This is a genomic window from Niastella sp. sgz303648, assembly GCF_059587045.1.
In genome coordinates, this window is the sequence record NZ_JCAPSW010000002.1 from 391,914 (window position 1) to 416,708 (window position 24,795).

At 43.8% G+C, this 24,795-nt stretch carries 21 protein-coding genes; 10 read left to right on the top strand and 11 right to left on the bottom strand.

Annotated features, from left to right (window positions below; all coding sequences use genetic code 11):
- Window positions 1-118 precede the first annotated feature (118 nt).
- Window positions 119-604, top strand: coding sequence for a YbhB/YbcL family Raf kinase inhibitor-like protein (locus AC59IL_RS06270; RefSeq protein WP_496551244.1), 486 nt, complete (start codon window positions 119-121; stop codon window positions 602-604).
- A 151-nt stretch (window positions 605-755) separates the two neighbouring features.
- Here AC59IL_RS06270 and AC59IL_RS06275 read toward each other — a convergent pair whose 3' ends face one another.
- From AC59IL_RS06275 to fdhD, 7 genes are all read right to left on the bottom strand, one after another.
- Window positions 756-1,220, bottom strand: coding sequence for an Hsp20/alpha crystallin family protein (locus AC59IL_RS06275; RefSeq protein ID WP_496551245.1), 465 nt, complete (start codon window positions 1,218-1,220; stop codon window positions 756-758).
- Window positions 1,221-1,405: 185 nt separating this feature from the next.
- Window positions 1,406-1,735, bottom strand: a complete 330-nt coding sequence (locus AC59IL_RS06280; protein WP_496551246.1) for a hypothetical protein — start codon at window positions 1,733-1,735, stop codon at window positions 1,406-1,408.
- Between the two features lie 92 nt (window positions 1,736-1,827).
- Entirely contained in the window at window positions 1,828-2,541 is a 714-nt protein-coding gene (locus tag AC59IL_RS06285; RefSeq protein WP_496551247.1) for a hypothetical protein, read from the bottom strand.
- 175 nt (window positions 2,542-2,716) lie between these two features.
- Entirely contained in the window at window positions 2,717-2,983 is a 267-nt protein-coding gene (locus tag AC59IL_RS06290) for a hypothetical protein (protein WP_496551248.1), read from the bottom strand.
- 305 nt (window positions 2,984-3,288) lie between these two features.
- Window positions 3,289-5,601, bottom strand: coding sequence for an FdhF/YdeP family oxidoreductase (locus AC59IL_RS06295; RefSeq protein WP_496551249.1), 2,313 nt, complete (start codon window positions 5,599-5,601; stop codon window positions 3,289-3,291).
- 108 nt (window positions 5,602-5,709) lie between these two features.
- Complete coding sequence (locus AC59IL_RS06300) at window positions 5,710-5,940, bottom strand: hypothetical protein (RefSeq protein ID WP_496551736.1); 231 nt, start codon at window positions 5,938-5,940, stop codon at window positions 5,710-5,712.
- Window positions 5,900-6,727, bottom strand: a complete 828-nt coding sequence (fdhD, locus tag AC59IL_RS06305; RefSeq protein ID WP_496551250.1) for a formate dehydrogenase accessory sulfurtransferase FdhD — start codon at window positions 6,725-6,727, stop codon at window positions 5,900-5,902. Before fdhD ends, AC59IL_RS06300 begins: the two co-directional genes overlap by 41 nt.
- Window positions 6,728-7,198: 471 nt before the next feature.
- On the opposite strand from fdhD, the gene AC59IL_RS06310 reads away from it, so the two are divergent.
- The 3 genes from AC59IL_RS06310 to AC59IL_RS06320 all read left to right on the top strand — a co-directional run bounded on the left by AC59IL_RS06310 (window position 7,199) and on the right by AC59IL_RS06320 (window position 11,658).
- Window positions 7,199-8,740 (top strand): alpha-N-arabinofuranosidase, encoded by a 1,542-nt coding sequence (locus AC59IL_RS06310; RefSeq protein WP_496551251.1) that lies wholly within the window; start codon window positions 7,199-7,201, stop codon window positions 8,738-8,740.
- A 74-nt stretch (window positions 8,741-8,814) separates the two neighbouring features.
- Window positions 8,815-9,960: an aldose epimerase family protein gene (locus AC59IL_RS06315; protein ID WP_496551252.1), complete on the top strand. Its 1,146-nt coding sequence runs from the start codon at window positions 8,815-8,817 to the stop codon at window positions 9,958-9,960.
- 264 nt (window positions 9,961-10,224) lie between these two features.
- A complete protein-coding gene (locus AC59IL_RS06320) occupies window positions 10,225-11,658 on the top strand; it encodes an arabinose isomerase (RefSeq protein ID WP_496551253.1) in 1,434 nt (477 codons plus the stop codon).
- 92 nt (window positions 11,659-11,750) lie between these two features.
- Here the strand turns inward: AC59IL_RS06320 and AC59IL_RS06325 are convergent, their stop codons facing one another.
- From AC59IL_RS06325 to AC59IL_RS06335, 3 genes are all read right to left on the bottom strand, one after another.
- On the bottom strand, window positions 11,751-13,931 hold the full coding sequence (locus tag AC59IL_RS06325) for an amylo-alpha-1,6-glucosidase (protein ID WP_496551254.1): 2,181 nt from the start codon (window positions 13,929-13,931) through the stop codon (window positions 11,751-11,753).
- Between the two features lie 109 nt (window positions 13,932-14,040).
- A complete protein-coding gene (locus tag AC59IL_RS06330) occupies window positions 14,041-15,108 on the bottom strand; it encodes a glycosyltransferase family 4 protein (RefSeq protein WP_496551255.1) in 1,068 nt (355 codons plus the stop codon).
- A gap of 328 nt (window positions 15,109-15,436) precedes the next feature.
- Entirely contained in the window at window positions 15,437-16,318 is an 882-nt protein-coding gene (locus AC59IL_RS06335) for an AraC family transcriptional regulator (RefSeq protein WP_496551256.1), read from the bottom strand.
- A gap of 156 nt (window positions 16,319-16,474) precedes the next feature.
- Here AC59IL_RS06335 and AC59IL_RS06340 point away from each other — a divergent pair, with 156 nt between their 5' ends.
- Entirely contained in the window at window positions 16,475-17,020 is a 546-nt protein-coding gene (locus tag AC59IL_RS06340; RefSeq protein ID WP_496551257.1) for an RNA polymerase sigma-70 factor, read from the top strand.
- A 171-nt stretch (window positions 17,021-17,191) separates the two neighbouring features.
- Here AC59IL_RS06340 and AC59IL_RS06345 read toward each other — a convergent pair whose 3' ends face one another.
- A complete protein-coding gene (locus tag AC59IL_RS06345; RefSeq protein ID WP_496551258.1) occupies window positions 17,192-17,956 on the bottom strand; it encodes a DeoR/GlpR family DNA-binding transcription regulator in 765 nt (254 codons plus the stop codon).
- Between the two features lie 248 nt (window positions 17,957-18,204).
- Here AC59IL_RS06345 and AC59IL_RS06350 point away from each other — a divergent pair, with 248 nt between their 5' ends.
- The 5 genes from AC59IL_RS06350 (at window position 18,205) to AC59IL_RS06370 (ending at window position 24,629) form a co-directional block, all read left to right on the top strand.
- On the top strand, window positions 18,205-19,779 hold the full coding sequence (locus AC59IL_RS06350; RefSeq protein WP_496551259.1) for a glycerol-3-phosphate dehydrogenase/oxidase: 1,575 nt from the start codon (window positions 18,205-18,207) through the stop codon (window positions 19,777-19,779).
- Window positions 19,780-20,000: 221 nt separating this feature from the next.
- Complete coding sequence (locus AC59IL_RS06355) at window positions 20,001-21,416, top strand: calcineurin-like phosphoesterase C-terminal domain-containing protein (protein ID WP_496551260.1); 1,416 nt, start codon at window positions 20,001-20,003, stop codon at window positions 21,414-21,416.
- 63 nt (window positions 21,417-21,479) lie between these two features.
- Complete coding sequence (locus tag AC59IL_RS06360) at window positions 21,480-22,154, top strand: GDSL-type esterase/lipase family protein (RefSeq protein WP_496551261.1); 675 nt, start codon at window positions 21,480-21,482, stop codon at window positions 22,152-22,154.
- Window positions 22,155-22,312: 158 nt separating this feature from the next.
- Window positions 22,313-23,797 (top strand): glycerol kinase GlpK, encoded by a 1,485-nt coding sequence (gene glpK / locus AC59IL_RS06365; protein WP_496551262.1) that lies wholly within the window; start codon window positions 22,313-22,315, stop codon window positions 23,795-23,797.
- A gap of 94 nt (window positions 23,798-23,891) precedes the next feature.
- Window positions 23,892-24,629 (top strand): MIP/aquaporin family protein, encoded by a 738-nt coding sequence (locus tag AC59IL_RS06370; protein WP_496551263.1) that lies wholly within the window; start codon window positions 23,892-23,894, stop codon window positions 24,627-24,629.
- Window positions 24,630-24,795: the final 166 nt, after the last annotated feature.

Below are 24,795 nucleotides of genomic sequence, written 5' to 3' on the forward strand. Positions count from 1 at the left end.
GATGTTTTGGGGATAAATATTTCGGTAATCACTCCTAATGGTGATGGCGGTCATTGTTAACAAACAACATGTAGTGATAAATTTGATATGATCGGCAATTTAAACCAACACGAATAACATGAAAATTTCAACCTTCGATACGAGACGAAAAACAGGGCTTGATATTGTGCCCATGCACATCAGCAGCTCTGAATTCACTTACAATGATTATATACCTTCACGTTTTACCTGTGATGGTATGAATGTAAGTCCGCCGCTTGATATTGATCATTTACCAACCGGCACAAAATGTTTGGCCATTATTGTTGATGATCCCGATGCGCCCATTCGTCCGTGGGTTCACTGGCTGGCCTGGAACATTCCTGCCTCGCAGCATATTAAAGAAGATTGTTTATTGAAAGAGCAGGGATTAAACGACTTCAGGGAGCATAAATATGGAGGCCCTTGTCCGCCTTACGGCACACACCGGTACTATTTTAAAGTGTATGCATTAGACAAGCGCCTCGATTTACCGGTAAAATCATCGAGGAATGAGCTTGAAAAAGCGATGGAAGGGCGTGTGATCGGGTTTGGGGAACTAATGGGCAGGTATAGAAGGAGATGAAAAGGTAAAAGGCACAAGGCACAAGATACAAGATACAAGGCATGGGGGCTGAAGTAAGAAGTAAGTAAACGGATAGTAAATAAAAAAGGAATCAGGGGCTTTTGCGGTGCCTGATTCCTCATTTTTATGCTGTGCGGTGAAATAGAGCAATTTACTTAACGGCAATATGTTTCGACATTGCTGCTTTTTTAGCTTCTTCTTTTTTGGGCAATACTAATTTCAGTACGCCATCATGATAAGTAGCTTCAATCTTATCTCTCATTACTTCTTCGGGTAAGGAAAAGCTACGGGTGAAAGATGAATAGTTGTATTCTCTGCGGGTATGACGCGCGTCTTCATCTTCCTTTGTTTCTTCTTTTTCGCAGCTGATGGTAAGCATGTTGCCTTCAATGTCGATGTTGAAGTCGTTCTTATTTAAACCAGGAGCTGCTACCGAAACAATATAATCATTTTGGTTTTCAGCTACATTTACAGCTGGAACGGTCATGGTTCTGCTCATTAAACCAGTGCCGGACCCTCCAAGCCGTTCGTTCCATGATCTGAAAAAATCGTCAAAGACAGACGGAAACATTTCTCCTGATCTGGTTCCTGATTTCGTTAAGGATTTCGTTGACATAACTACCCTCCTTTATTTTTGGTTATGAAATAATGATAAACAAAAATAACTGCAGTAAGCCTGGTGTATTATGATCCATGGTCATAAACAATCATGAGCAGGGTCACTTCTTTCACTTTTGCGCAGGGTACTGCGATTTCAGAGGCGATAACTTTATACGTTCAACAAACAAGGCTATTTTTTGTTTACAATACCTGCGACAGGAAAAAATAGAAACTTCTGCGTGTTTCTTTAAAAATACTTTCGGCAGCCTGTAACTGGTTGTTTAGCTCTGTTTGCGTGTGTGTTACCGGTATTTCGTGTAAATCGTGTTTTAACAGATCAAATTGTTCTTTCTGAAGAATAAACTGGTTTTGAAAATGTTCTGCTTCTGCCAATATTTCTTTACTCGTGCAGTTATTCACCACTTCTTCGAGCTGTTTTTCGAACAGGCGGGTTTCTTTGGTAAAGAACTGCAATGATTTCTCCCACTCCTGTAATTCATCGGGGTGGCTTTCGATTGTTGTTACAGACATAGAATATATTTTTATGTAAATTAAATTTATGCTGTGATAAATTTCATGTATGGTCATCAGTATTGGGGATGAGAATGGTCAGTGGTTCGATTTTAATTATACAATTCCTGTTCTTCGATACAGGTCATTTGTGCTTCCCAGGTAACTAACAAATCGTGCGTAAACTGAAGATCAATAATAACTTTTTCGATGAAGGCTACCAGGTTTGTGAGATGAGTAGCTACGGGCGTAGTTACCTGAATTCCTTTTTTGTTATTTGATTCATATTGTAATGTAACAGTGAAATAATTGTAATAAGCTTCTATATTGTGCAGGTAAAATTCAACTACGTCTATTATTTCGGCTGTATATGCACTATCAATGTCCCAACTGATATCGGTTTCGGGATTGCCCGATTGCAGCTTTTTCAGGTTGCCCGATAAGTGCTCGTTGATATCTTCCTGAAACTTATTGGTGAGTTCGCAAAATGTTTTAATGGTAGTGATCAGGCCTTCGTAGTAATGTGCCGTGAAAGGCTCTTCCTGCGCAAACCGGGTAAACAGCCTGTTCAATTCACCGGCGTAGTTGAATAGCCTGCGTGCATGAGGAATGTCTTTTGTTTCGAGCTTATTGATGATGCGTTCAATAATGCCGTTATGATGTAAGGTTTCGGAAAGATATTCAGCCAGCAATGCCGATTCGTTTTTAGTTGGGCCAAATTCCCGTAACAACAGTTTTTTATAGGTTAATTCTTCGGCGGGCGGATAAACAATATGCTCCATCCTGAATTGTTTTGCATAGTAGCGGGTATAATATTGAGTTGGCATAGAACGAGTTTAAAATTGATTGTGCCGTTTGCACAACGCAAAATTAACCTGTGCTATAACAGGCTCTGATGACCACGCTCAACCGGCAGGATGATTACATACCTTTTGCACGCATAATAATTATCATGGAGCAATATGACATTTGTCATACTCTTATCCGTAACGCCGGTCGTAACTACATTTTATCAGTTTTGTCGTGCCCGCGCTGTTTTACCAGTTTGTTGTAAATTCCGAAAAGTAAAAACGGAGCAGCCCACTGGCCAATAAACAGGCTCATGTGTTTTTGACGCGAGAGTTGCAATACCAGGGCTGCCGTCATGGCGCCCACTGATGCCCACAGAAATATATCAGAGGGTATTTGGGCAGTTTTTTCTTCGATAGCTTTTGCAGTTTTGCCTTCTCTTTTTTCCTGTGTTCCCTGTGTTCTATATGTAGGTTCCATAAACTTTATATTTAAGGTTTTAGGATACCTTATCGATGTAAAATTTATGCCAGCCCCCGCCGGATGCGGATTACGTTAATTTAGCTTACTATTTAGATAAACCGGTTCAAACATCGATTGCATAATTGTGATTATTTGCATACACTATTGTTTGATATAAGTATAGCCATGAAAAAAAGTAGTAAGTTGTAAGTAATAAGTTGTAAGTAGTTAAAAAGTTGACGGGTTGATCAGTTAATCAGTTTAACAAGTTGATAAGTTGACTGACCCGAAGCCACTGCCTTTTACTTATCACTTATTACTTACTACTTATTACTTACTTGCTTCAGCTTAACAACTACTGCTTTCGAAGTAGGCGTATTGCTTTTGTCGGCTACGCTGGTTACAGGTACCAGCACATTGGTTTCGGGAAAATAAGTAGCGGTGCATTGGCGGGGGATGGGGTAGGGAACTACTATAAACTTATGGGCTATGCGCTCTTTGCCTCCGTGATAATTGTAAATATCTACCACATCGCCCTGTTGCAGGTTGTACTGATTCATATCTGCCTGGTTCATTAATATAACACGCCGTTCTTTATAAATGCCGCGGTAACGATCGTTTAATCCGTAGATAGTTGTATTGAACTGATCGTGACTACGAATGGTCATCATCAGCAATTCATCATCGGCCAGTATTATGGTGGTAACCGGTGCAATATTGAAATGCGCTTTCTTAGTTTCGGTATTGAATGATCCTTCGCGGTTACAGTTGGGTAAATAAAAACCGCCGGGAATACGCACCCGCTTATTGTATGCTGAAAATCCGGGAATGGTGCGTTCTATATCATCTCTGATATTATCGTAGTGCTGCAGGTATTTGTCCCAGTGTATGGTGCTGCGGGCGCCCAGTACGGCTTTCGCCATCTGGCATACAATAACCGGTTCGCTGAGCAAATGGGAAGATACCGGTTGCAAAACGCCTTTTGATTGTTGAATTACGCCCATTGAATTTTCGCACGAAACAAATTGTACTTCGCCATTCAGCACATCTTTATCACTGCGACCCAGGCAGGGCAGTATCAATGCTTCGTTGCCATGTACCAGATGACTTCGGTTAAGCTTTGTAGATACATGCACGGTTAACGAACATTTGCGCAGGGCTTCTGCTGTATACAGTGTATCGGGCGTGGCCGATAAAAAGTTTCCGCCCATGGCAATAAATACCGAAGCCTTTTCGTCGTGCATGGCTTTTATAGATTCCACCACATCGTACCCATGGTGTTGCGGCGGACGGAAATGAAAATTTGTGGCGAGGGCATCGAGGAATTTTTGTGCCGGTTTTTCAAAAATGCCCATGGTACGGTCGCCCTGCACATTGCTATGCCCTCTGACCGGGCAGGTGCCGGCGCCCCGTTTACCGATACTGCCTTTAAGCAATAACAGGTTTACGATTTCTTTTATGGTATCTACCGCATTTTTGTGCTGGGTAAGCCCCATGGCCCAGCAGGCAATGATCTTTGTTTTATCTTTTAACAGGTTGGCCGCTGCTGTCAGTTGCGGCCAGTCGACTCCGCAGGCCTGCACCAGTTGTTCGGGTTGTTGTTGTTGCAGGTGTTCAATAAAAGCTATAAAGCCGGCTGTATTGTTTTCAATAAAGGTGCGGTCGAAAACCTTACCGGGATTGCGTTGTTCTTCGTGCCATAAAATATATTCAATAGCTTTCAGCAAAGCCAGATCGCCATTGATCTTTACCGGTAGAAAAATATCGGTAAGATGGGTATCGATGCCCAGCATACCTTTTATTTGCTGCGGGTTCATAAAACCCATCAAACCTGATTCGGGTAATGGATTTACCGAAATGATTTTTGCACCGTTTGCTTTGGCCTTTTGCAACGCGGTTAACATGCGCGGATGGTTGGTGCCTGGATTTTGCCCCAGTATAATGATCACTTCTGCTTCATAAAAATCTTCGAGCTTTACCGAGCCTTTGCCAATGCCCAGCGATTCGCCCAATGCCACGCCACTGCTTTCATGGCACATATTGCTGCAATCGGGCAGGTTATTGGTGCCATATTCGCGAACAAAGAGCTGGTACAAAAAGGCGGCTTCGTTACTGGTGCGTCCTGATGTATAAAAGATGGCTTCATCGGGTGATGCCAGTTTGTTGAGCGCGCCGGCGATTTTGCCAAATGCTTCGTCCCAGGAAACAGGCAGGTAGTGGGTGCCGCCTGCCGGCAGGTACATAGGCTGCGCAATGCGGCCTTTACGGCCAATTTCATAATCGGTTAAGGAGGCCAGTTCCTGTACCGAATGTTGAGCAAAAAATTCAGGAGTTAATTTTTTCAGGGTAGCTTCTTCGGCAATTGCTTTGGCGCCGTTTTCGCAATATTCACCCAGGCTCGAACGCTCATCATCGGGATCGGGCCAGGCGCAACTGGGGCAATCGAACCCACCTTTTTTGTTCATGTGTTGCAGGGCTTTCAGGCCACGCGTTAACCCTGCTTCGCCAACCACCTGTTTAAATGCAGTAATTACACCCGGCAATCCGGCTGCAGCCTGTTTAACAGGTCCCAGATGCAATCCCGTAAACCGCTCGGGATTTTCAGCCCCCGGAATATTTTTGCTTTTCTCATTCATACACTGGTTTGTTTATTGGTCCGATGGCGATCTCTCTGGCTATTAATAACATTTAAAATATAATACACATACTGACTCTTCAGTAATTACTCCATACATACTCCATACTTACTCCACATTAACTCCATAGTTACTCCATACACGCTCCATAGTATTCCCGTAGTACTCACGTAGTACTACCATAGGCGGCCCATAACAAGCCCTTGTTTGCATAGGCTGCGTATTGCTTATTGCCTGCTGTGATTGATCCCGGGCAAAGCCTGCCTGCTGGCAGGCTGGTCGCAGGGTTGCCAAACTGCTAACTGCCAACTTGTATTCTTCGCGCTCCGCTATATACATTAAACCGTTCGTTGCGTAAAAAGCCTATTAAGGTCATATCAAATTCAGTTGCCAGTTGTACCGCCAGGCTCGATGGCGCGCCCACAGCTGCTATTATACGAATGCCGGCCATGGTTGCTTTTTGCACCAGCTCAAAACCTGCCCTTCCGCTCAATAATAAAATGTGCTGGTGTAAAGGCAGCTGTGCGTTCATAAACGCCGATCCTATAACTTTATCCAGGGCATTATGGCGGCCAACATCTTCACGCAACATCAAAAAATTTCCTTTTCCGTCAAACAGGGCCGAGGCATGCAGTCCGCCGGTTGTTTCGAAAAGGACCTGCTTTTTTTCAATGGCATTGTGCAGACTGTAAAATACAGTGGCGGGTAAACTGATATCATCCGATTGTTTGGTATAGGCCGAAATGGTTCTGATGGCATTTATGTCTGTTTTGCCGCAAACCCCGCAGCTGGAGGTGGTGTAAAAATTCCGTTCGGCCTGTTGCAGGTGCGGAACAGCGCCTTCGGTAAGGGTTACCAATACACTGTTGCCCTGCGCCTGAATATGTTTTATTTGACCAATATGTTCTATAATTCCTTCGGTAAACAAAAACCCGGCGGCCAGTTCATTGTCGTGGCCGGGTGTTCGCATGGTAACAGAAATGTTTTTTTGCACATAACCCGTTCCTTCGTCCCACGCCAGTTGTATTTCAAGCGGTTCCTCTACCGCAAGGTCATCGTCGGCCTCGGTGAGCGCACCGGCTTTTATCTTTTTTATTTTTATATGGGCGATCGATTCGTGTTGCATATACCAAATGTACGTAAAACGCTTAACGCAGAACGCGCAATGCTTAACCCAGAATGCGCAACGCTTAATGCAAAACCCTTACCTAATAATACCCAAAGTATCCGGCGTTTAGCGTTAAGCCTTTTAGGTTCAGCGTTCAATTGGTTTGGAATAAAGGTGAGTGATAAAAATGCTTTTAGCTATTTATCGGTAGGCCGGCACCGGGTATTCTCTTTTTTCTCCTGAGCGAAGTCGAAGGGTTACTCCTTTAATCGCTCAGCTAAAAAATAATTAAGTGTAAAATTGACAGATATATGGTTTTGTCTTAGTTTCACAGTTTCAATTAAGCTTATTTTATTGCCCGGAACAGGGCTTTGCTGTGCGAACCTGATACTTTTGCTAAAAAATAACGATTACCATGCCGCATATTTCTTCCTTTCAATACACACCTGATTCATTACATTTATTAATTATTCATTTTAAAGCTTTTTCATGAAACGTTTTGCTTTGCTTGCGGTTTGCAAAAGCCTGATTGTTTATGGCGCTGTTGCTCAAAACAACCTGGTGCTTAATGTAGATTCGGCCAGAACTACAATAAGCCGGCACATTTATGGTCATTTTGCCGAGCATTTGGGCCATTGCATTTACGGTGGTTTTTATGTAGGCGAAGGCAATACCAAAATTGCCAATACAAACGGGGTACGCAATGATGTTATAGATGCCCTGAAAAAACTAAAGATCCCCAATTTGCGCTGGCCGGGAGGATGTTTTGCCGATACGTATCACTGGAAAGATGGCATCGGTCCCAAAAACAAACGGCCCACGATGGTGAATGCCTGGTGGGGCGGGGTTACCGAAGACAATAGCTTTGGCACACACGAATTTTTAAATATGTGCGAATTGCTGGGTACCGAGCCCTATCTGGCAGGCAATGTGGGCAGCGGCACCGTGCAGGATTTAACCGACTGGGTTCAATATGTAAACTTTAACGGCAAAAGTCCAATGAGCGACCTTCGCCAGCAAAACGGCCGTCAAAAGCCCTGGCATGTACAGTTTTGGGGAGTAGGCAACGAAGCATGGGGATGTGGCGGCAATATGACACCCGAACATTATGCAAATGTTTACCGTCAGTATGCCACCTTTATGACCGGCGGGTCGAACGAAACCAAAGTTTTTCGTATTGCCTCGGGCGCCAGCTCATCGGATTATAACTGGACGGAGGTGCTGATGAAAAATATTCCGCAAAACATGGTAGGTGGTTTGGCCCTGCACCATTATTCGGTGATCGACTGGAATAAGAAAGGCCCTGCCGTTGACTTTACCGAGCAGCAATATTTTGCTATTATGAAGCAGGCGCTGTTCATGGATTCACTGGTGATAAAGCATTCGGCCATTATGGATAAATACGATCCGGCAAAGCGGGTAGCCCTTGTAGTTGATGAATGGGGCGGCTGGTACGATGTTGAACCCGGCACCAACCCCGGATTTTTGTTTCAGCAAAATACCATGCGCGATGCCATGATTGCCGGTGTTACCTTAAACATCTTTCATAATCATTGCGACCGTGTTCGTATGGCTAACCTGGCGCAGGCCATTAATGTGCTGCAGGCTGTTATTTTAACCAATGAAGAAAAAATGATCCTCACGCCTACCTATCACGTAATGGAAATGTATAATGTGCACCAGGATGCCAAAATGGTACCTGTATCTTTAAAAAGCAACGACTATGTACTGGATAATCAAAAGCTGCCGGCTGTTTCGGCATCGGCTTCAAAAGATTCAACCGGTTTGCTACATATTTCGCTGGTAAATATTGATGCAAAAAATGCGCAGGATATTAACATCGATTTAGAAGGAGGCAATTATAAAACCGTTGGCGGGCGTATTTTAACATCTGCCAAACTGCAGGACCATAACTCATTCGAAACGCCTGATAAAATAAAACCTGCGCCATTTAAAGGAGCTGCCCTTAAAGGCAAAACGCTTAACGTAAAATTGCCGCCTTTTTCGGTAGTAGTTTTAGAGTTAAAGTAAGGTGATGAACAAAATATCAGATATTTGACAAATTTTTGGAACAGCTAATTCTTAAACAAAAAAAGAAATACCATATGAATAGATTGATTTGCCATGCTGCAACACTGATGCTGCTAACCGGCATTGCATCATGCGGCGGTGAAAACAAACAACCTTCAACTGAAAATAAAGAAGCTATGACTAAACCAGGTGTAACAACAAAAGACTGGGGCGAAGCGGACGGTAAAAAAGTAAATCTGTATTCGCTTACCAATAATAACGGTGTAACGGTTACTATCACTAACTATGGAGGTATTGTTACTTCATGGGTTACTCCCGATAAACACGGTAATAAATCGAGTGTGGTGGTAGGCATGGATAGTTTGCAGGAATACCTGAAAAAGCCACCTTATTTCGGTGCCATCATCGGCCGTTATGGCAACCGTATCGGCGATGCAAAATTTACGCTGGATGGAAAGACCTATACCTTAGCAGCCAACAACGGAAAAAATAATTTGCATGGCGGTAACAAAGGTTTTGATAAAGTAGTATGGGATGCAGCCACTACCGACGGCACTACGCCTTCGCTAACCTTAAATTACCTGAGTAAAGATGGTGAAGAAGGTTTTCCCGGCAACCTGAAAGTGACTGTAGTGTATACCTTAACAGATGCCAACGAACTGAACATTGAATACACTGCCGAAACAGATAAAGCCACCCCTGTTAATTTAACCAACCACAGTTACTTTAACCTTACAGGCAGCACAGAAAATACCATTTTGAACCATCGCTTAATGATCGATGCCGATCATTATACACCGGTAGATACCACTTTGATACCAACCGGTGAAATTAAAGCGGTAAAAGGCACTCCGTTCGACTTTACAAAACCCGAAGCCATTGGCGCCCGCATCGATTCGGTGCAAGGCGGCTATGACCATAATTTTGTATTGAACCGGAAAGACAGCTCGATGCAACTGGTAGCTGTATTGACCGACACGCTCAGCGGTCGTAAGCTGGAAGTATTTACCACAGAGCCCGGTCTTCAGTTTTACAGCGGCAACTTTTTAAACGGAGCTTTTGTAAGCGGCGGCAAACCGGTGAATTTACGTACAGCGTTGTGCCTCGAAACACAGCATTTTCCCGATTCGCCCAACAAACCAAAATTCCCGAGCACTATTTTACAACCGGGTCAAAAATATCATACCGTAACAAAGTATAAAGTTTCGGTAGAGAAATAAAGAATATTTCGTTAGAATAATAAGACCCCGCTTCGCAGCGGGGTTTTTGCTTTTGGAGATTGTTTGATGGTTTGATTGTTTAATGGTTATGGCCGTTCAAATTCCTGGTTGCTAAGTTTTGTGAGAATGCCTAAATTATCGGCAACCCCAACAATCAAACTATCAAAACAATCAAACCATCGTTTTTTTGACTGGTGGTACCTGTTGTTTTTTGCGTATTGGTAATGAGTAAATGAATGATATTTTTCAAATTAATACAGGTGAATGACCAATAAGCGATCGTTGAAAATAGGACTGTTTGGTATTGGATTAGATACATACTGGCCGCAATTTGAAGGGTTAAAAGAACGACTGGAAGGCTACCTGCACGAAGTGCACAACAGAATGGCTGCATTACACCCCAATATCATCAATGCAGGTTTGGTAGATACCCCCGATAAAGCATTTGAAGCAGGACACCGGTTCAGAACAGAAGGCGTAGATATCATCTTTTTATATGTAACCACTTACGCATTATCATCAACGGTACTACCGGTTGTGCAGCAGGCCAAAGTGCCGGTGATTGTGTTGAATTTATCGCCCGAAGCAGCTATTGACTATGCATCGTTCAATAAAATGAACAACCGTACAGCCATGACGGGCGAATGGCTGGCTTATTGTTCGGCCTGCCCTGTTCCTGAAATTGCCAATGTGTTTTTGCGCACCGGTGTTCGGTTTTACCAGGTAACCGGTATGCTGTATAATGATTCTGCATGCTGGAAAGAAATTCTGGAATGGATTGAAGCCGCCCGGGTAGCGCATACCATGGCGTTTAACCGGCTCGGTTGTATGGGACACTATTACAGCGGCATGCTGGATATTTATTCAGATCTCACTCAGCAATACCGGTATTTTGGCGGACATATAGAACTGATTGAAGTAGATGAGCTGGCTGCGCTGCGCCGCGATGTTACTGAAAAGGATATAATGGAACGGGTGAAATTATTCTACTCAACTTTTGATGTACAGTTCGATTGTTCGGTTGAAGAACTGCAGCGCGCTGCCTGTACTTCAGTTGCGCTTGACCGTTTAACCGCTAAATACCAGTTGGGGTCCATGGCTTATTATTACAAGGGAACCGGCAATGTAGATAATGAAGATGCCATAAGCTCTATTATTCCTGGTAATTCTTTATTAACTGCCCGTGGCATTCCGGTAGCCGGTGAATATGAAATAAAAAATGCGCAGGCGATGAAGATCATGGACAGCTTTGGCGCCGGCGGATCGTTTACCGAATACTATGCCATGGATTATAATGAAGATGTGGTACTGATGGGGCATGATGGTCCCGGCCATATTGCTATTGCAGAAGGCAAAACCAAAGTGCGCCCGTTGTATGTATATCATGGAAAAGTTGGCCGTGGCTTATCGGTTGAAATGTCGGTAAAAAACGGACCGGTTACCTTACTTTCGGTTGTGCAGCAGGCCGATGGCAAACTGTTATTGCTTACTGCCGAAGCAGCTTCGGTGCCAGGCCCTATTCTTGAAATTGGCAATACCAACAGCCGTTATAAATTCTCCATCGGCGCCCGCCGTTTTGTAAACGACTGGAACAGTTACGGCCCTGCCCACCACTGTGCTGTAGGGGTTGGGCATATTGCTTCGAAAATAAAAAAGTTAGGGGCTTTGCTGGGTATGGAGGTTGTGCAGGTGTGTTGAGATTTCTGATTTTTGGATTTCGCGATTTTGAGATTTTTAAAACAGTTACTGCAATTGAAATCAATAAATCACAAAATCGCGAAATCCCGAAATTATTTGATTGTCACCACTTCCCAGCCTGCAGGTTTTTTTATAAGATGAATACCCAGATCGTGTTCGTACTTTACAATTTCAAGTTCAAACTGTTCGTCGCCAAAACGCAGTTTTGATATCTTTATCTCCTTAATATAATCGGGCAGCATGGGTTTATACAGGGTGAGCTTTTTATTGTACCCATCGAATGTGATGCGCAAACAGGCCTGCAGTAATATAAATACAGCGGCAACAGACCATGCCTGGGGCGAACATGCAACAGGGTAGGCCGTGGGCGATTCGCCCCGGCGGAAAGGAAAGCCACAGAACAATTCGGGCATGCGCTGTAAATCGATGAATAAAGAGGCATCGAACAATCCCTGCATCAGGCGTAGCGACTGCTCCATCAATCCATAGCGGGCAAACCCGTAAGCTATTATTGCCGTATCGTGCGGCCATACCGAACCATTATGGTACGACATAGGATTGTATCTGGCCGCTTTTGAAGATAATGTTCGTATGCCCCATCCCGTAAACATGTCGTCGGCCATAAGCATTTTAGCTGTTTGTTCGGCTCTTTCGGGTGTGGCAATGCCCGAAAACAGCAGGTGCCCCACATTCGACGAAACAACGCGACAGGGCTGTTTGTCTCCATCGAGCGCCAGTATATAGGTTCCCAGGTTATCATCCCAGAAAAATTCATTAAAGCGGTCTTTCAGTTCGCGGGCTTCTTTTTTTAATTGTTCTGCCAGTTCAGGATAACCGAGACGTGAGGCAATATAAGCTGCCTGTTTTTTTGCATCATATACATAACCCTGCACTTCGCACAGGGCAATAGGAAAACCGGCCAGTTCGCCATTCTGGTGCGAAATGGAGTCGTGCGAATCTTTCCATCCCTGGTTGGCCAAACCGCTTTCGGCTTTGCGCTGGTATTCAACAAAACCGTCGCCATCCATATCGCCATAGGTTTTGATCCATTCCAGGGCCATTAAGATATTATTCCAGATGTTATGGATGGTGACCATGTCATCGGTGCGTTTTAAATAATGACCGGCCAGTACGATGAACAATGGCGTGGTATCGATGCTTCCGTAGTATAACTTAAATGGAATTTCGCCTGTTTCGGCCATTTCGCCCGACCTGATCTCATGCAATATTTTTCCAGGTTCGGCATCCTGTAAAGGTTTTAATTCAGTGGCTTGCCTCCTGGCCTGGTACATTAAAACGCCTTTGGCAATGTCAGGAGCCACCCACAGGGTTTCCAGCGCTGTAAAAGTGCCATCTCTGCCAAACACGGTATTATACCAGGGAACGCCTGCATAGGGATAACTGCCAAACGGCGTTTGAACCAGCAGCGACAACAGATCGTTTTTTGAGCGGTTGATCCAGTTATTGAACTGTTCATTATCGGTAAAAATTTCCGCAACCAATTCCCTGCTTTTTTCCATGCCTGTTTTGATCTTATTGAAGGCAATGGAATAGGGTTCAAACGAAACCGGCTGGGTATACACCTGAAAAACGCCAGTGCAGTTAATGCCATACGCTTCTTTCGGTGCAATTTTTATTTTATAAATGACCCTGTTATCTTCAATTACATACGGAGCGGGATCAAAATACATATTGGTTTGCCGTTCAATACCATCTAATCCCTTATAGGCCAGCATAACATGGTTGTTGCCGTTTACCAGCGGAAACTGTACTTCGCCTCTTTGTTTTCGCTCCATGCCACGCACTTCAAAAATATCCCTGAAGTCGCCACCGAAAGTAAGCTGCAATTCGGTTTCATAGGTATCTGAACCGTAATTAAACAGCATGATCAGTTCGTGGCAGGCGCCATCCTGTAAAAATTTACTTCGTGATATATGCAATGTGCCTTTGGGAATAACCAGGTGCTGCCCTTCATTGATATCGGGATTGGTTAAATCGACCGACATCATTTCGTTTTCATTTTTAATATTGGAGCTCAGCAGCATGGGGCGGTAATGATTTAATTCCAGCTCCATATCGCTGATAAACCGGGTTCCCTGGTGATAAATGCCCTGTACGCAGGTGCCAAACTGTTTGATATCGCCCCACCGGTCGAATATGCCAAAGGTATCGCCGTAGTTTAATGTAAGCACACGATCATCGGCATACGAAGAGGAAGCGAGAATGTAATATTTGTCATCCTGCAGCTTAACCAGGGTGTCATGCTTTTTCATACTGCTCTGGTTTTAATATAAGGGAATGATGATAAATTCCGAAGATCCTAAAAGCGGGAGGTTTTTGAAAACAAGGGTAGTTTCTGACTTCCGACTTCCGACTTCGGTTTTACTTCCGATATGCTGGTTTTAAATAGAAAGATCCTTCTACCGGTTTACGTAATGTTTTTTCGTATTGACGGATATAATTTTCGGCCATAACCGTAGCGCTGAATCTTTTTTCGAAAGTGGCGCGGCATGCTGAGCGGCTGATGTAATGAATATTGTTGAGAGCCTCAACGGCTTTATCAATACTATCTACAATAAAACCGGTTTTACCATGCTCAATTACTTCGGGCACTGAACCACGATTAAATGCAATGATGGGTGTGCCACAGGCCATGGCTTCTATCAGTACCATACCAAACGGTTCGGGCCAGTCGATGGGGAACAACAAAGCTTTTGCATTTCCGATCAGGCTACCTTTCTGATCTTCGCCGATTTCGTGCAGGTATTCAACATGCGGCTGGCTTAACAGATGACGTATTTGTTTTTCGAAATAACGCTGGTCGGCCTTATCAATTTTTGCAGCGATCTTTATTTTCATATTGGCGCGGCGTGCAATTTCAATGGCGCGGTCGGCGCGTTTTTCGGGCGAAAACCTTCCAACAAATACCACATAATCGCCTTCACCATTTCCGGGCTCATACAAATCAATTGGTAATCCGTGATAAACGGTATCAACCCAATTGGCCATTGGCAATGGCCTTCGCTGTGCATTTGAAATAGAAATTACCGGCATGTCGCTGAACTTTTTGTATAAAGGTTTCAGTTCAGGAATATCGAGCCGCCCATGTAGTGTGGTTACTGTTTTTTTATGACTGAGGCGGGTAACCGGAAAATGCAGGTAATCGGTATGAAAATGCAGTATATCAAATTCATGGGCCCTGTCCATTACTTCCTGCATTTGTAAAATATGTCCTGCCATTTGGTCGGTACAGCTGTTTAATCGAAATGCTTCAGAAGTCACTGATACAAGTTGTGCTTTGGTAACAGAATCGCCCGATGCAAACAACGTAACCTCATGTCCAAGATTAACCAATTCATCGGTCAGGTAGGCTACTACCCGTTCTGTACCTCCATATAATTTAGGAGGTACTGATTCATATAATGGGGCTATTTGTGCAATTTTCAACATAGTCAATATTTTCCGTTTACTGTTTGATCTTTAATTTCAATTCACCAGTTGTTAAAAGGATGTTCTGGTGTTGAGATGCATGGGGAAAAAATGCATCAGGTGGTTTTATTGTTAGTATTACAAACATATATTACCCCTTCGTTTTTTGTGGTGTACCAGTTTCACAATGAAGGCGCTACATCATTATGCTATTTTGTTTTACGCAATTCAGGTGCCAGGCAGGCAGGAAGAATAATTGGCAATGGGCAATTGGCAATAGGCAAGGGCATCTGCAATCGGGTACATATTGCTTTTTACCGATTGTCAATTGCTTATTGATTTTTATTGTCTATTGCCTATTGTTTTTGTTCCTGTACTGTTTTGGTGTGATGCCGGTTTTTTCTTTGAACAGTTTTGAGAAATAGAAATTGGATTCGAAGTTGAGATCGTATGCAATTTCCTTTATCGATTTGGATGGATCGAGCAACAGCTCTTTTGCTTTATGTATCTTTAATTGAATCTGAAATTGCCCAGGCGCCAGCCCCGTATATTCTTTAAATATTTTTCTGAAACGCGAGTAACTGATCTGTAGTTCATTCGCTACATCAACCGGCGAAATATTCTGATCGATATGCGAACGGAATAATAACCTCGCTTTATTTACAATAGCATCAATATCCTTGCCTTCAAATTTATCCTGCTGTGCTTCAGCATGAATATAACCAAGCAAATGCAAAACCGCTCCGGCTATCAATGGATGATAGCCTGCTTTTTCTTCTTTTGTTTTATCAATGATTTCAAGAAACAGATTGAGCAATGGTTCGTGGTAACCAACAGACAATACCGGATTGGCAGCAGTAAAAAATTTTCTGGCAAACAGGTTGTGGGCAACAGGCCCGTTAAAGCCTACCCAAAATTCATCCCAGCCGGTTTTTTTATTGGGCTTATACCGGTGCCTTTCGCCGGGAAATAACAATATAACCGACCCTTCTGTTACTGTTTGCTTACCGCCGGTTTTTGATTCAAATGTACCGGTACCATTGGTAATATAAATCACCTGGTATTCGTGCAGCACGCGTCCTTTTTCGAAATTGAAATAGTGATGCGAAGGATGTGTTGAATACGGATAGGCGCTATCAGGCGCAATGCGGGTGCAGCCTGTATTCAATACGCTCAATCCCCACTTTTCATCTTCTTCACTTACCGGCAGGTATTTGTAGTAGTTCGTCATTTGTTGCGGTGACTTATTTATATCAAAAACTACAACTGAAATATCAAATCAGGTATTTAGCTATGACAATAATAAGGATAATTTTATTCTGCTCAATATACCCAATCAACATTAGTAACAGCTACCGGTAATAAAACGATTTGCAAACCCATAGTTATGAAACTGAATTCAACAGTAGACAGTCAACTGGTGCAACTTTGGCTCACCGGAAATGAAAGGGCTTACCGTGCCTTATTCGATCGTTATTTTTATAAGCTATATCACTATACGCTGAAATTTATACCCGATAAACGTGTTTCGGAAGAAATTGTTATGGATGTGATGCTGGCCATTTGGCAAAAGAAGCATATGCTCAATACCAATCTTTCCCTGTCGGCCTACCTGTATAAATCGGTCAAAAACCGTTTGATCGATTACCTGCGAAAACAAACCGTGCCAACCGTTTCACTGGATCATACCAACATGGAACCTCCATCGTCGTTCATCACCGATAGCCGCCTGCTGCATAAAGAACTGGAAAGTCTTTATAAAACATCTCTTAATCGTTTGCCGCCTCAAAAGAAACGCATCTTTACCATGAGTCGCGAAGAAGGCAATTCGTATCAGGAAATTGCCGACAGATTACAATTGTCGAAAAATACGGTAGAAAATCATATGGTGGCTGCATTGCGATTGCTGAAAGATCATATGAAGGTTCAATAGGGGTGAGTGGCTTATGGGAAGGATATGGAGTTGGTAGGGAGTAGCTAAGCAGTAGGCAGGGAGTAGCCTGGGAGTAACATGAGAGTAGCATGGGAGTAACATCCCTATAAGTTCCCTATAAGTCCTCTATAAGTTCCCTATAACTCCGGTATAGCCGTTTCAACGCCATTTCTAAACTATCGTTACCTCAATGCCCCTGCTCTCTAACTGGGTTACAAAATGATCCGATATACCGCTGTCGGTAATGATCTGGTCTATTTCTTCCAGTCCGCATATACGGCCAAAGCCGCGTTTGCCAAATTTGGTACTGTCGGATAGTACGATCACTTTTTGTGAAACATCGATCATTTGCCGGTTCAGGTGCGCTTCCATTACGCTGGTAGTAGTAAGTCCGAACTCAAGATCGATGCCATCGACACCGAGGAATAATTTACTGCAGAAAAAATCGGTTAATATCTTTTGCGCATACGGACCGGTTACTGATGAAGAGCTTTTGCGCAATATGCCTCCCAGCTGCAAAATTTCAATATCAGGATGTTTAATGAGTTCCTGCGCCACCTGTAGCGAGGCGGTGATCACTGTGAGGTTTGTTTTCGGCGGAATGTTGCGGGCCAGCGCCAGTACAGTGGTGCCCGATGCTATTATTATTGAATCGTTGTCGGCGATCATTTGTGCCGCCATGGCGCCTATTTTCATTTTTTCGCCTGCCTGCAGTTTCTCCTTTTCATTAACAGGCCGGTCGATTGTATAAGGGTTATTGATAGTGGCGCCACCGTGTGTGCGGAACAACAACTTTTTATCTTCCAGCAACTTCAGGTCTTTGCGAATGGTAACTGAGGATACATCCAGTTCCTTACACAGTTCCAGTACGTTAACGAAGCTTTCTTTGGTAAGCTTATTTAAAATGAATTGATGGCGTTCGGTTTGTGAGATCATAATTGTATAACAATGATAAATAATTTTTGGATTGTTCGATGGTATGATTGTTAGATGGCTGCAGTCTCTGAAATTCAGACTGGTTCATTATTAGTAACAGGTTTGAAATGAATCAACAAACCATCAAGCCATAAAACAGTCGAACCATCGCTTAAGGTTTCGAAATATTTTTAATTCACGCTTTCAAATTGTTTCGTTATTATTGCTTTTGAAAAATAAATGAAATAATACGAAAGTAATAGAAAAAAATGGAAACTGAAAGCGTATCCGATCGTAAAACGCTGATAAACAGGCTGGCAGAACAAAAAGAATGGGATTTAATTGTTATAGGAGGCGGATCTACCGGTTTAGGCGTAGCCCTTGAAGCCGTGAGCAGGGGTTATTCTGCCTTGCTTGTTGAGCAGGCCGATTTTGCCAAAGGCACGTCGAGCCGAAGCACCAAACTGGTGCATGGCGGGGTTCGATATCTGGCACAAGGTGATATTCAATTAGTTAGAGAAGCAAGTATTGAAAGGGGATTGTTGTGGCGCAATGCGCCGCATCTGGTAAAGAACCTGACTTTTATCATTCCAATTTACTCCTGGTGGGACAGACTTAAATATACTATCGGATTAAAATTATACGACTGGATAGCCGGCTCGCTCAGCCTGGGTTCATCGGTCTTTATATCCCGAAACGAAGCAATTCGAAAGCTGGGGAATGTAAAAACCGAAGGACTGGTGGGAGGGGTTTTGTACCATGATGGCCAGTTCGATGATTCGCGGCTGGCTATTAACCTGGTGCAAACGATTATCGAACGTGGCGGGGTTGCCTTGAATTATATGAAAGTAACCGGCTTGCTGAAAAACAACGACAGCCAAATTTCGGGTGTGCGGGTGCAGGATACCGAAACCGGCCAGGTGTTTATGTGCAAAGCAAAGGCCGTGGTAAATGCAACCGGCGTATTTGTAGATGATGTGCTGCACATGGATAACCCGGCACGTGCTAAAAGCATTACCGCCAGCCAGGGTGTGCACCTGGTGCTGGATAAAAAATTTTATCCGGGTGATGATGCGTTAATGATACCGGCCACCAGCGACGGACGTGTGTTGTTCGCCGTTCCCTGGCATGGTAAAGTTGTTGTAGGAACAACCGATACGCCGGTTGCCGAAGCATCTCTTGAGCCTGCCGCACTTGAAAATGAAATTACTTTTATACTTGAAAATGCAGCACGTTACCTGGTACAACAACCGAAACGGTCAGATGTACTGAGTGTTTATGCCGGACTGCGTCCGCTGGCGGCCCCGCAAAAAGGCGCACAAAAAACCAAAGAAATTTCCCGCAGTCATAAAATTATCGTGGCGCCTTCTCAACTGTTTACCATTTTAGGAGGTAAATGGACCACCTTTAGAAAAATGGGTGAAGATATGGTTGACCGTGTTGAAAAGGAATTGCAATGGCAGCATATAAAAACTGCTACAAAACATTTGCCTATACACGGCTCGGCTGCCAACGTTAACCTGAATGATCCATTTTATTTTTACGGAAGCGATACCGGTAATGTAAAGGCGCTCATGAACGGTCATTCGGGCGAATGGATCAGCAAAAGCCTGCAGATACACGAAGCGCAGGTAGTATGGGCAGTAAAAGAAGAAATGGCCCGTACAGTAGAAGATGTGTTATCGCGCCGCACCAGGGCCCTGTTGCTCGACGCGCGCGAAAGCATTCGCATCGCTTATCCGGTGGCAGAGATCATGGCGCGTGTGATGGGAAAAGATAAAACCTGGATCGATAAACAGGTAAGTGAGTACACGCAGGTTGCTAAGCGATATATTCTGGTTTAACCGGGTGAGCTTTCAACTATTAATAATTATTTAATAAAAGCAGGTAAGGTGCATCAATTTGTGCATGGAATGCTGTCTTAGGGGCACGTCTTACGTACAGGTATAAATGGTTTAAAAATTACACAAACGTTTGCGTTGCCGGATTGTGCATTGTGTGAAAGACTTTTAAAGAAGATATAAGTATCTTCAAAACATTTTTAAAGCAATCGCAATCTGTAAATATGAAAAGAAGAAAATTTATAGCCTCCCTGGGCTGGTTAACGGCAGGATGGGTTGTAGCTCCTTTGGCACCTGCTAAAGCCTTTACCGGCAGCGATAAAAAAATAAAAGGCGCCGTAAAAGCAAAAGGAAAAGGATTGAAAGGTGTGGTGGTAAGCGATGGATATACCGTAACTGCAACCGATGAATCGGGAAAATATGAAATGGAATTGCATCCAAATGCAATAGCTGTATTTATTTCTACCCCTGCCGGTTATGCGTTTCCGCATGAAAAGGGTTTGGCAAAGCATTACCGGATGGTCAATGATATCAATCCCCGTAAAGTTAACTTTGAACTGGAACCATTAACAACCGACGATACAGAGCACCGCTTTATTATATGGGCCGATCCACAGGTAAAGAACGAGAAAGATGTGAACCGGATGATGGCCGAATCGGTGCCCGATGTACAAAAATTTGTTCAGGCCGCCGGCGGCGCCTTACTGCATGGTATTACTGTAGGTGATATTGTATGGGACAATCATGAATTGTTTCCACATTACAACAGCGCCGTTGAAAAAATGGGCATACCGTTTTTTCAGTGTATCGGTAATCACGATATGGATTATAATAAAGGCGGTGATGATGCTTCGGATGATACCTTTCAGCTACATTATGGTCCCACCTGGTATTCGTTTAATCGCGGTAAAGTACATTATGTAGTACTCGATGATGTTCGTTATCTTGGTAAGGAAAAAGAGTATGATGGTTATATTTCAGAAGAGCAGTTGAGCTGGTTGCAGAAAGACCTGTCGTTTGTGCCGAAAGACAACCTGGTTATTGTGTGCCTGCATATTCCTGTGCATAATGAAGTAAAGAACAATAACGACCTGTATGCGCTGCTCAAAGATCGAAATGTTCATATTATGTCGGGCCATACGCATTATCATCGCAATGTAATTAAGGATAATATTTTTGAGCATAATCATGGAACGGTTTGCGGCGCCTGGTGGACGGGCCCCATTTGCGGCGATGGCACTCCCTCGGGTTACGGAGTGTATACGGTAAAAGGAACCGATCTGAGCTGGTATTATCAAAGCACAGGAAAGGAAGCCGATCACCAGTTAAGCATTTATGTGCAGGACCAGGATGCACAAAATAAAAAGATGGATGTGAATGTATGGAATTATGATCCTGCCTGGACGGTAGCATGCTGGATAGACGGGCAGCAATACGATGGACTGAAACAGGCGGATGGCCTGGATCCGCTGGCGGTTGCTTTGTATCAGGGACCCGAATTACCAAAACCACGCGGTTTTGCAGAACCTAAAAAAACAGATCATTTGTTCGGCGCCGTTATTCCGGCTTCGGCAAAGCAGGTAAAAGTGATAGCCATCGATCGTTTTGGAAAGAAATATGTTTCGGAATATAATGCGTAACCCTCACCCCTGACCCCTCTCCTCAAGGAGAGGGGTTGGGGTGAGGTCTAAAAAATTGCACATATGAAAAAAAACTGCATTTGGCTTGTACCTTTTTTATTGATGCTCCCATTTGCTATGATGGCCCAACAGGCAACAGTCGACAGTGCCGTGCGGCCCGGAAATTACACCTTAAAAGTCGCGCAGTTCAGAAGTTATCCCAATTCTAAAAAGGATATTATTTTTGTTGGCAACAGCATTACCGCAGGTACCGACTGGGCCGAGTTGTTGAGCAATGCACATGCACGCAACCGTGGCATATCGGGCGATATAACCTACGGTGTGCTTGAACGCCTGGATGAAATAACCGAAGGTCAGCCTGCCAAAATATTTGTGCTGATCGGTATAAACGATATAGAGCATAACATTCCCGATACCCTTATTGTAAACAACTACCGCCGTATCATACACCGCATTAAAACAGAATCGCCCCGTACTAAGATCTATTTTCAAACTTTGTTACCGGTAAATAATGAGTTCACCCAATTTAAAAAGCATTATAACAAAGATGAACACATTTTATTTGTGAACACTGAATTAAAGAAAATTGCGGCAGAAGAACATATTACGCTCATTGATCTGCACCCGCATTTTCTGGATGCCGCTAATAAATTGGATAAACAGTATACCATGGATGGCCTGCATTTGAACGCAGGAGGCTATAAAGTGTGGGCAGCCATTTTGAAGCAGTATCTTTAAAAGGCAATAAGGCAGAACGCAAAACGCAGAACGCAAAACGCTTAAACCACGCGTATTTAGCGTTAAGCTTTAAGCGTTCGGCGTTTAGCGTATTGACCATTCAGATTGTATAAAAGCATTTTCAAATTAGCACATTTTCAAATTTTCAAATTAATAAAATGCCAAAATACATTTTATCATTCGATCAGGGTACAACCAGTTCACGCGCTATCATCTTCGATAAGGCCGGAACGATTGTTTCGATAGCACAAAAAGAATTTACACAACTATATCCGCAACCCGGATGGGTGGAGCACGACCCCGCCGAAATATGGGGCACCCAACTGGCAGTTGCTGTGGAAGCAGTTAGCAAAGCCGGTTTAAAAGCCACCGATATTGCAGCCATTGGCATTACCAACCAGCGCGAAACGACCGTAGTGTGGGATAAAGAAACCGGTTTGCCGGTTTATAAAGCCATTGTATGGCAAGACAGGCGCACGGCTGCTTTTTGCGATCAATTAAAAGTTCAGTCGGGCAAACTGATACAGGAAAAAACCGGACTGATCGTAGATGCTTATTTTTCGGCTACCAAGATCCGTTGGATACTCGATAATGTGGAAGGTGCCCGGCAAAAAGCTCAGGAAGGAAGGCTGGCCTTTGGTACCATCGATACCTGGCTCATATGGAAGCTCACCGGCGGTAAAGTGCATGCCACCGATATTACCAATGCATCGCGAACCATGTTGTTCAATATTCATACCTGTGCCTGGGATGATGAATTGTTATCGCTGATTGACATCCCTGCTGCGATGTTGCCGCAGGTACGTTCGTCGAGTGAAGTATTTGGTGAAACCGATCAACAGATACTCGCCGCTCAGATTCCCATCGCCGGTATTGCCGGCGACCAGCAGGCTGCCCTGTTCGGGCAAATGTGCACCGAAAAAGGCATGGTAAAAAATACCTATGGCACCGGCTGCTTTATGCTGATGAACATTGGCGACAAACCTATTCTTTCAAAAAATAATCTCGTTACTACTATTGCATGGCAAATAAACGGCCAGGTACAGTACGCACTCGAAGGCAGCATATTTATTGGTGGGGCTGTAGTGCAATGGTTGCGCGACGGTTTGGGTATCATCAAAAGTTCATCTGATGTAGAGGCTTTGGCAAAAAAAGTAACAGATAACGGTGGCGTATATCTTGTTCCTGCCTTTGCCGGTTTGGGCGCGCCTTATTGGGACCAGCATGCCCGCGGCACCATGGTAGGCATTACCCGCGGTACTACTTCAGCGCATATTGCGCGGGCCGCACTGGAAAGCATCGCCCTGCAAACAATGGATGTATTGACCGCTATGCAGGCCGATGCCGGAGCTCCCATCAAAGAACTTCGGGTCGATGGTGGCGCCACTGCCAATGACCTGCTGTTACAAATTCAGGCCAATGTGTTGCAGGCAACGGTTATCAGGCCGCAGATCACAGAAACAACTGCAATCGGCGCTGCTTATTTAGCCGGACTGGCCGTTGGCTTCTGGCCAAATATTGATGAAATCAAAAAGCAATGGAAGCTGAATAAAAGTTTTTCGCCCGATACAGCCGATGCTACCCAGTTAACAAAGGGATGGCAGAAAGCCATCAAAGCTGCCAAAGCATGGGCTGAAGATTAATAATATCGAATAAAGAATGTTAAATTTCGAATGTTGAAGCAAATACAACTTTGTAATTCATCGGTTCAATATTCATCATTTTAAAAGCGATTGTATGTCACCATTTACCGCCGAACTCATCGGCACCATGTTTTTAATTTTATTGGGTACCGGTGTAGTGGCGAATGTAATATTAAAAGGCACCAAAGGTTACAGCGGTGGCTGGATGGTAATAACTACCGGCTGGGCCCTCGCTGTTTTTGTAGGCGTTGTAATTGCCGGTCCATACAGTGGCGCTCATCTGAACCCTGCTGTTTCGATAGGATTGGCAATAGCCGGAAAATTTGAATGGAATAGTGTACCAATATATATTGCGGGTCAACTGAGCGGCGCTTTCCTTGGTGCTTTTTTAACCTGGTTAGTATACAGGGATCATTTCAATAGCACCAGCGATCCCGATACACAACTGGCTGTATTCAGCACAGGGCCGGCTATACGAAATACATTATTTAACTTATTAAGCGAAATCATAGGCACCTTTGTACTGATATTCGTAGTATTTTTTTTTACTGATGCAGAAATTAAGAGCCCAAAAACACCCATCGGCCTTGGTTCATTAGGCGCTTTACCGGTTGCTTTTTTGGTTTGGGCCATCGGTCTTTCATTGGGCGGCACAACAGGGTATGCCATAAACCCTGCACGAGATCTGGGACCGCGCATTGCACATGCTTTATTACCCATAAAACAAAAAGGCAGCAGCAACTGGAAGTATGCCTGGATACCCATTATTGGGCCATTCATCGGCGCTGCTATTGCAGCTTTGATATATATGGTGTTGAAGACGAAAGTCTGAGGTCTGAGGTCGGAGGTCGGAGGTCTGAAGTCTGAAGTCTGAAGTCTGAAGTCTGAAAGACAAAACAGCGGTCATAAATGTCAAAAAGACAAATAAGTATGCGGTATTTCTTTTCCGACTTCCCGACTTTCGGTCTTTCGGACTTTTTTATGACAGTAATCAGGCG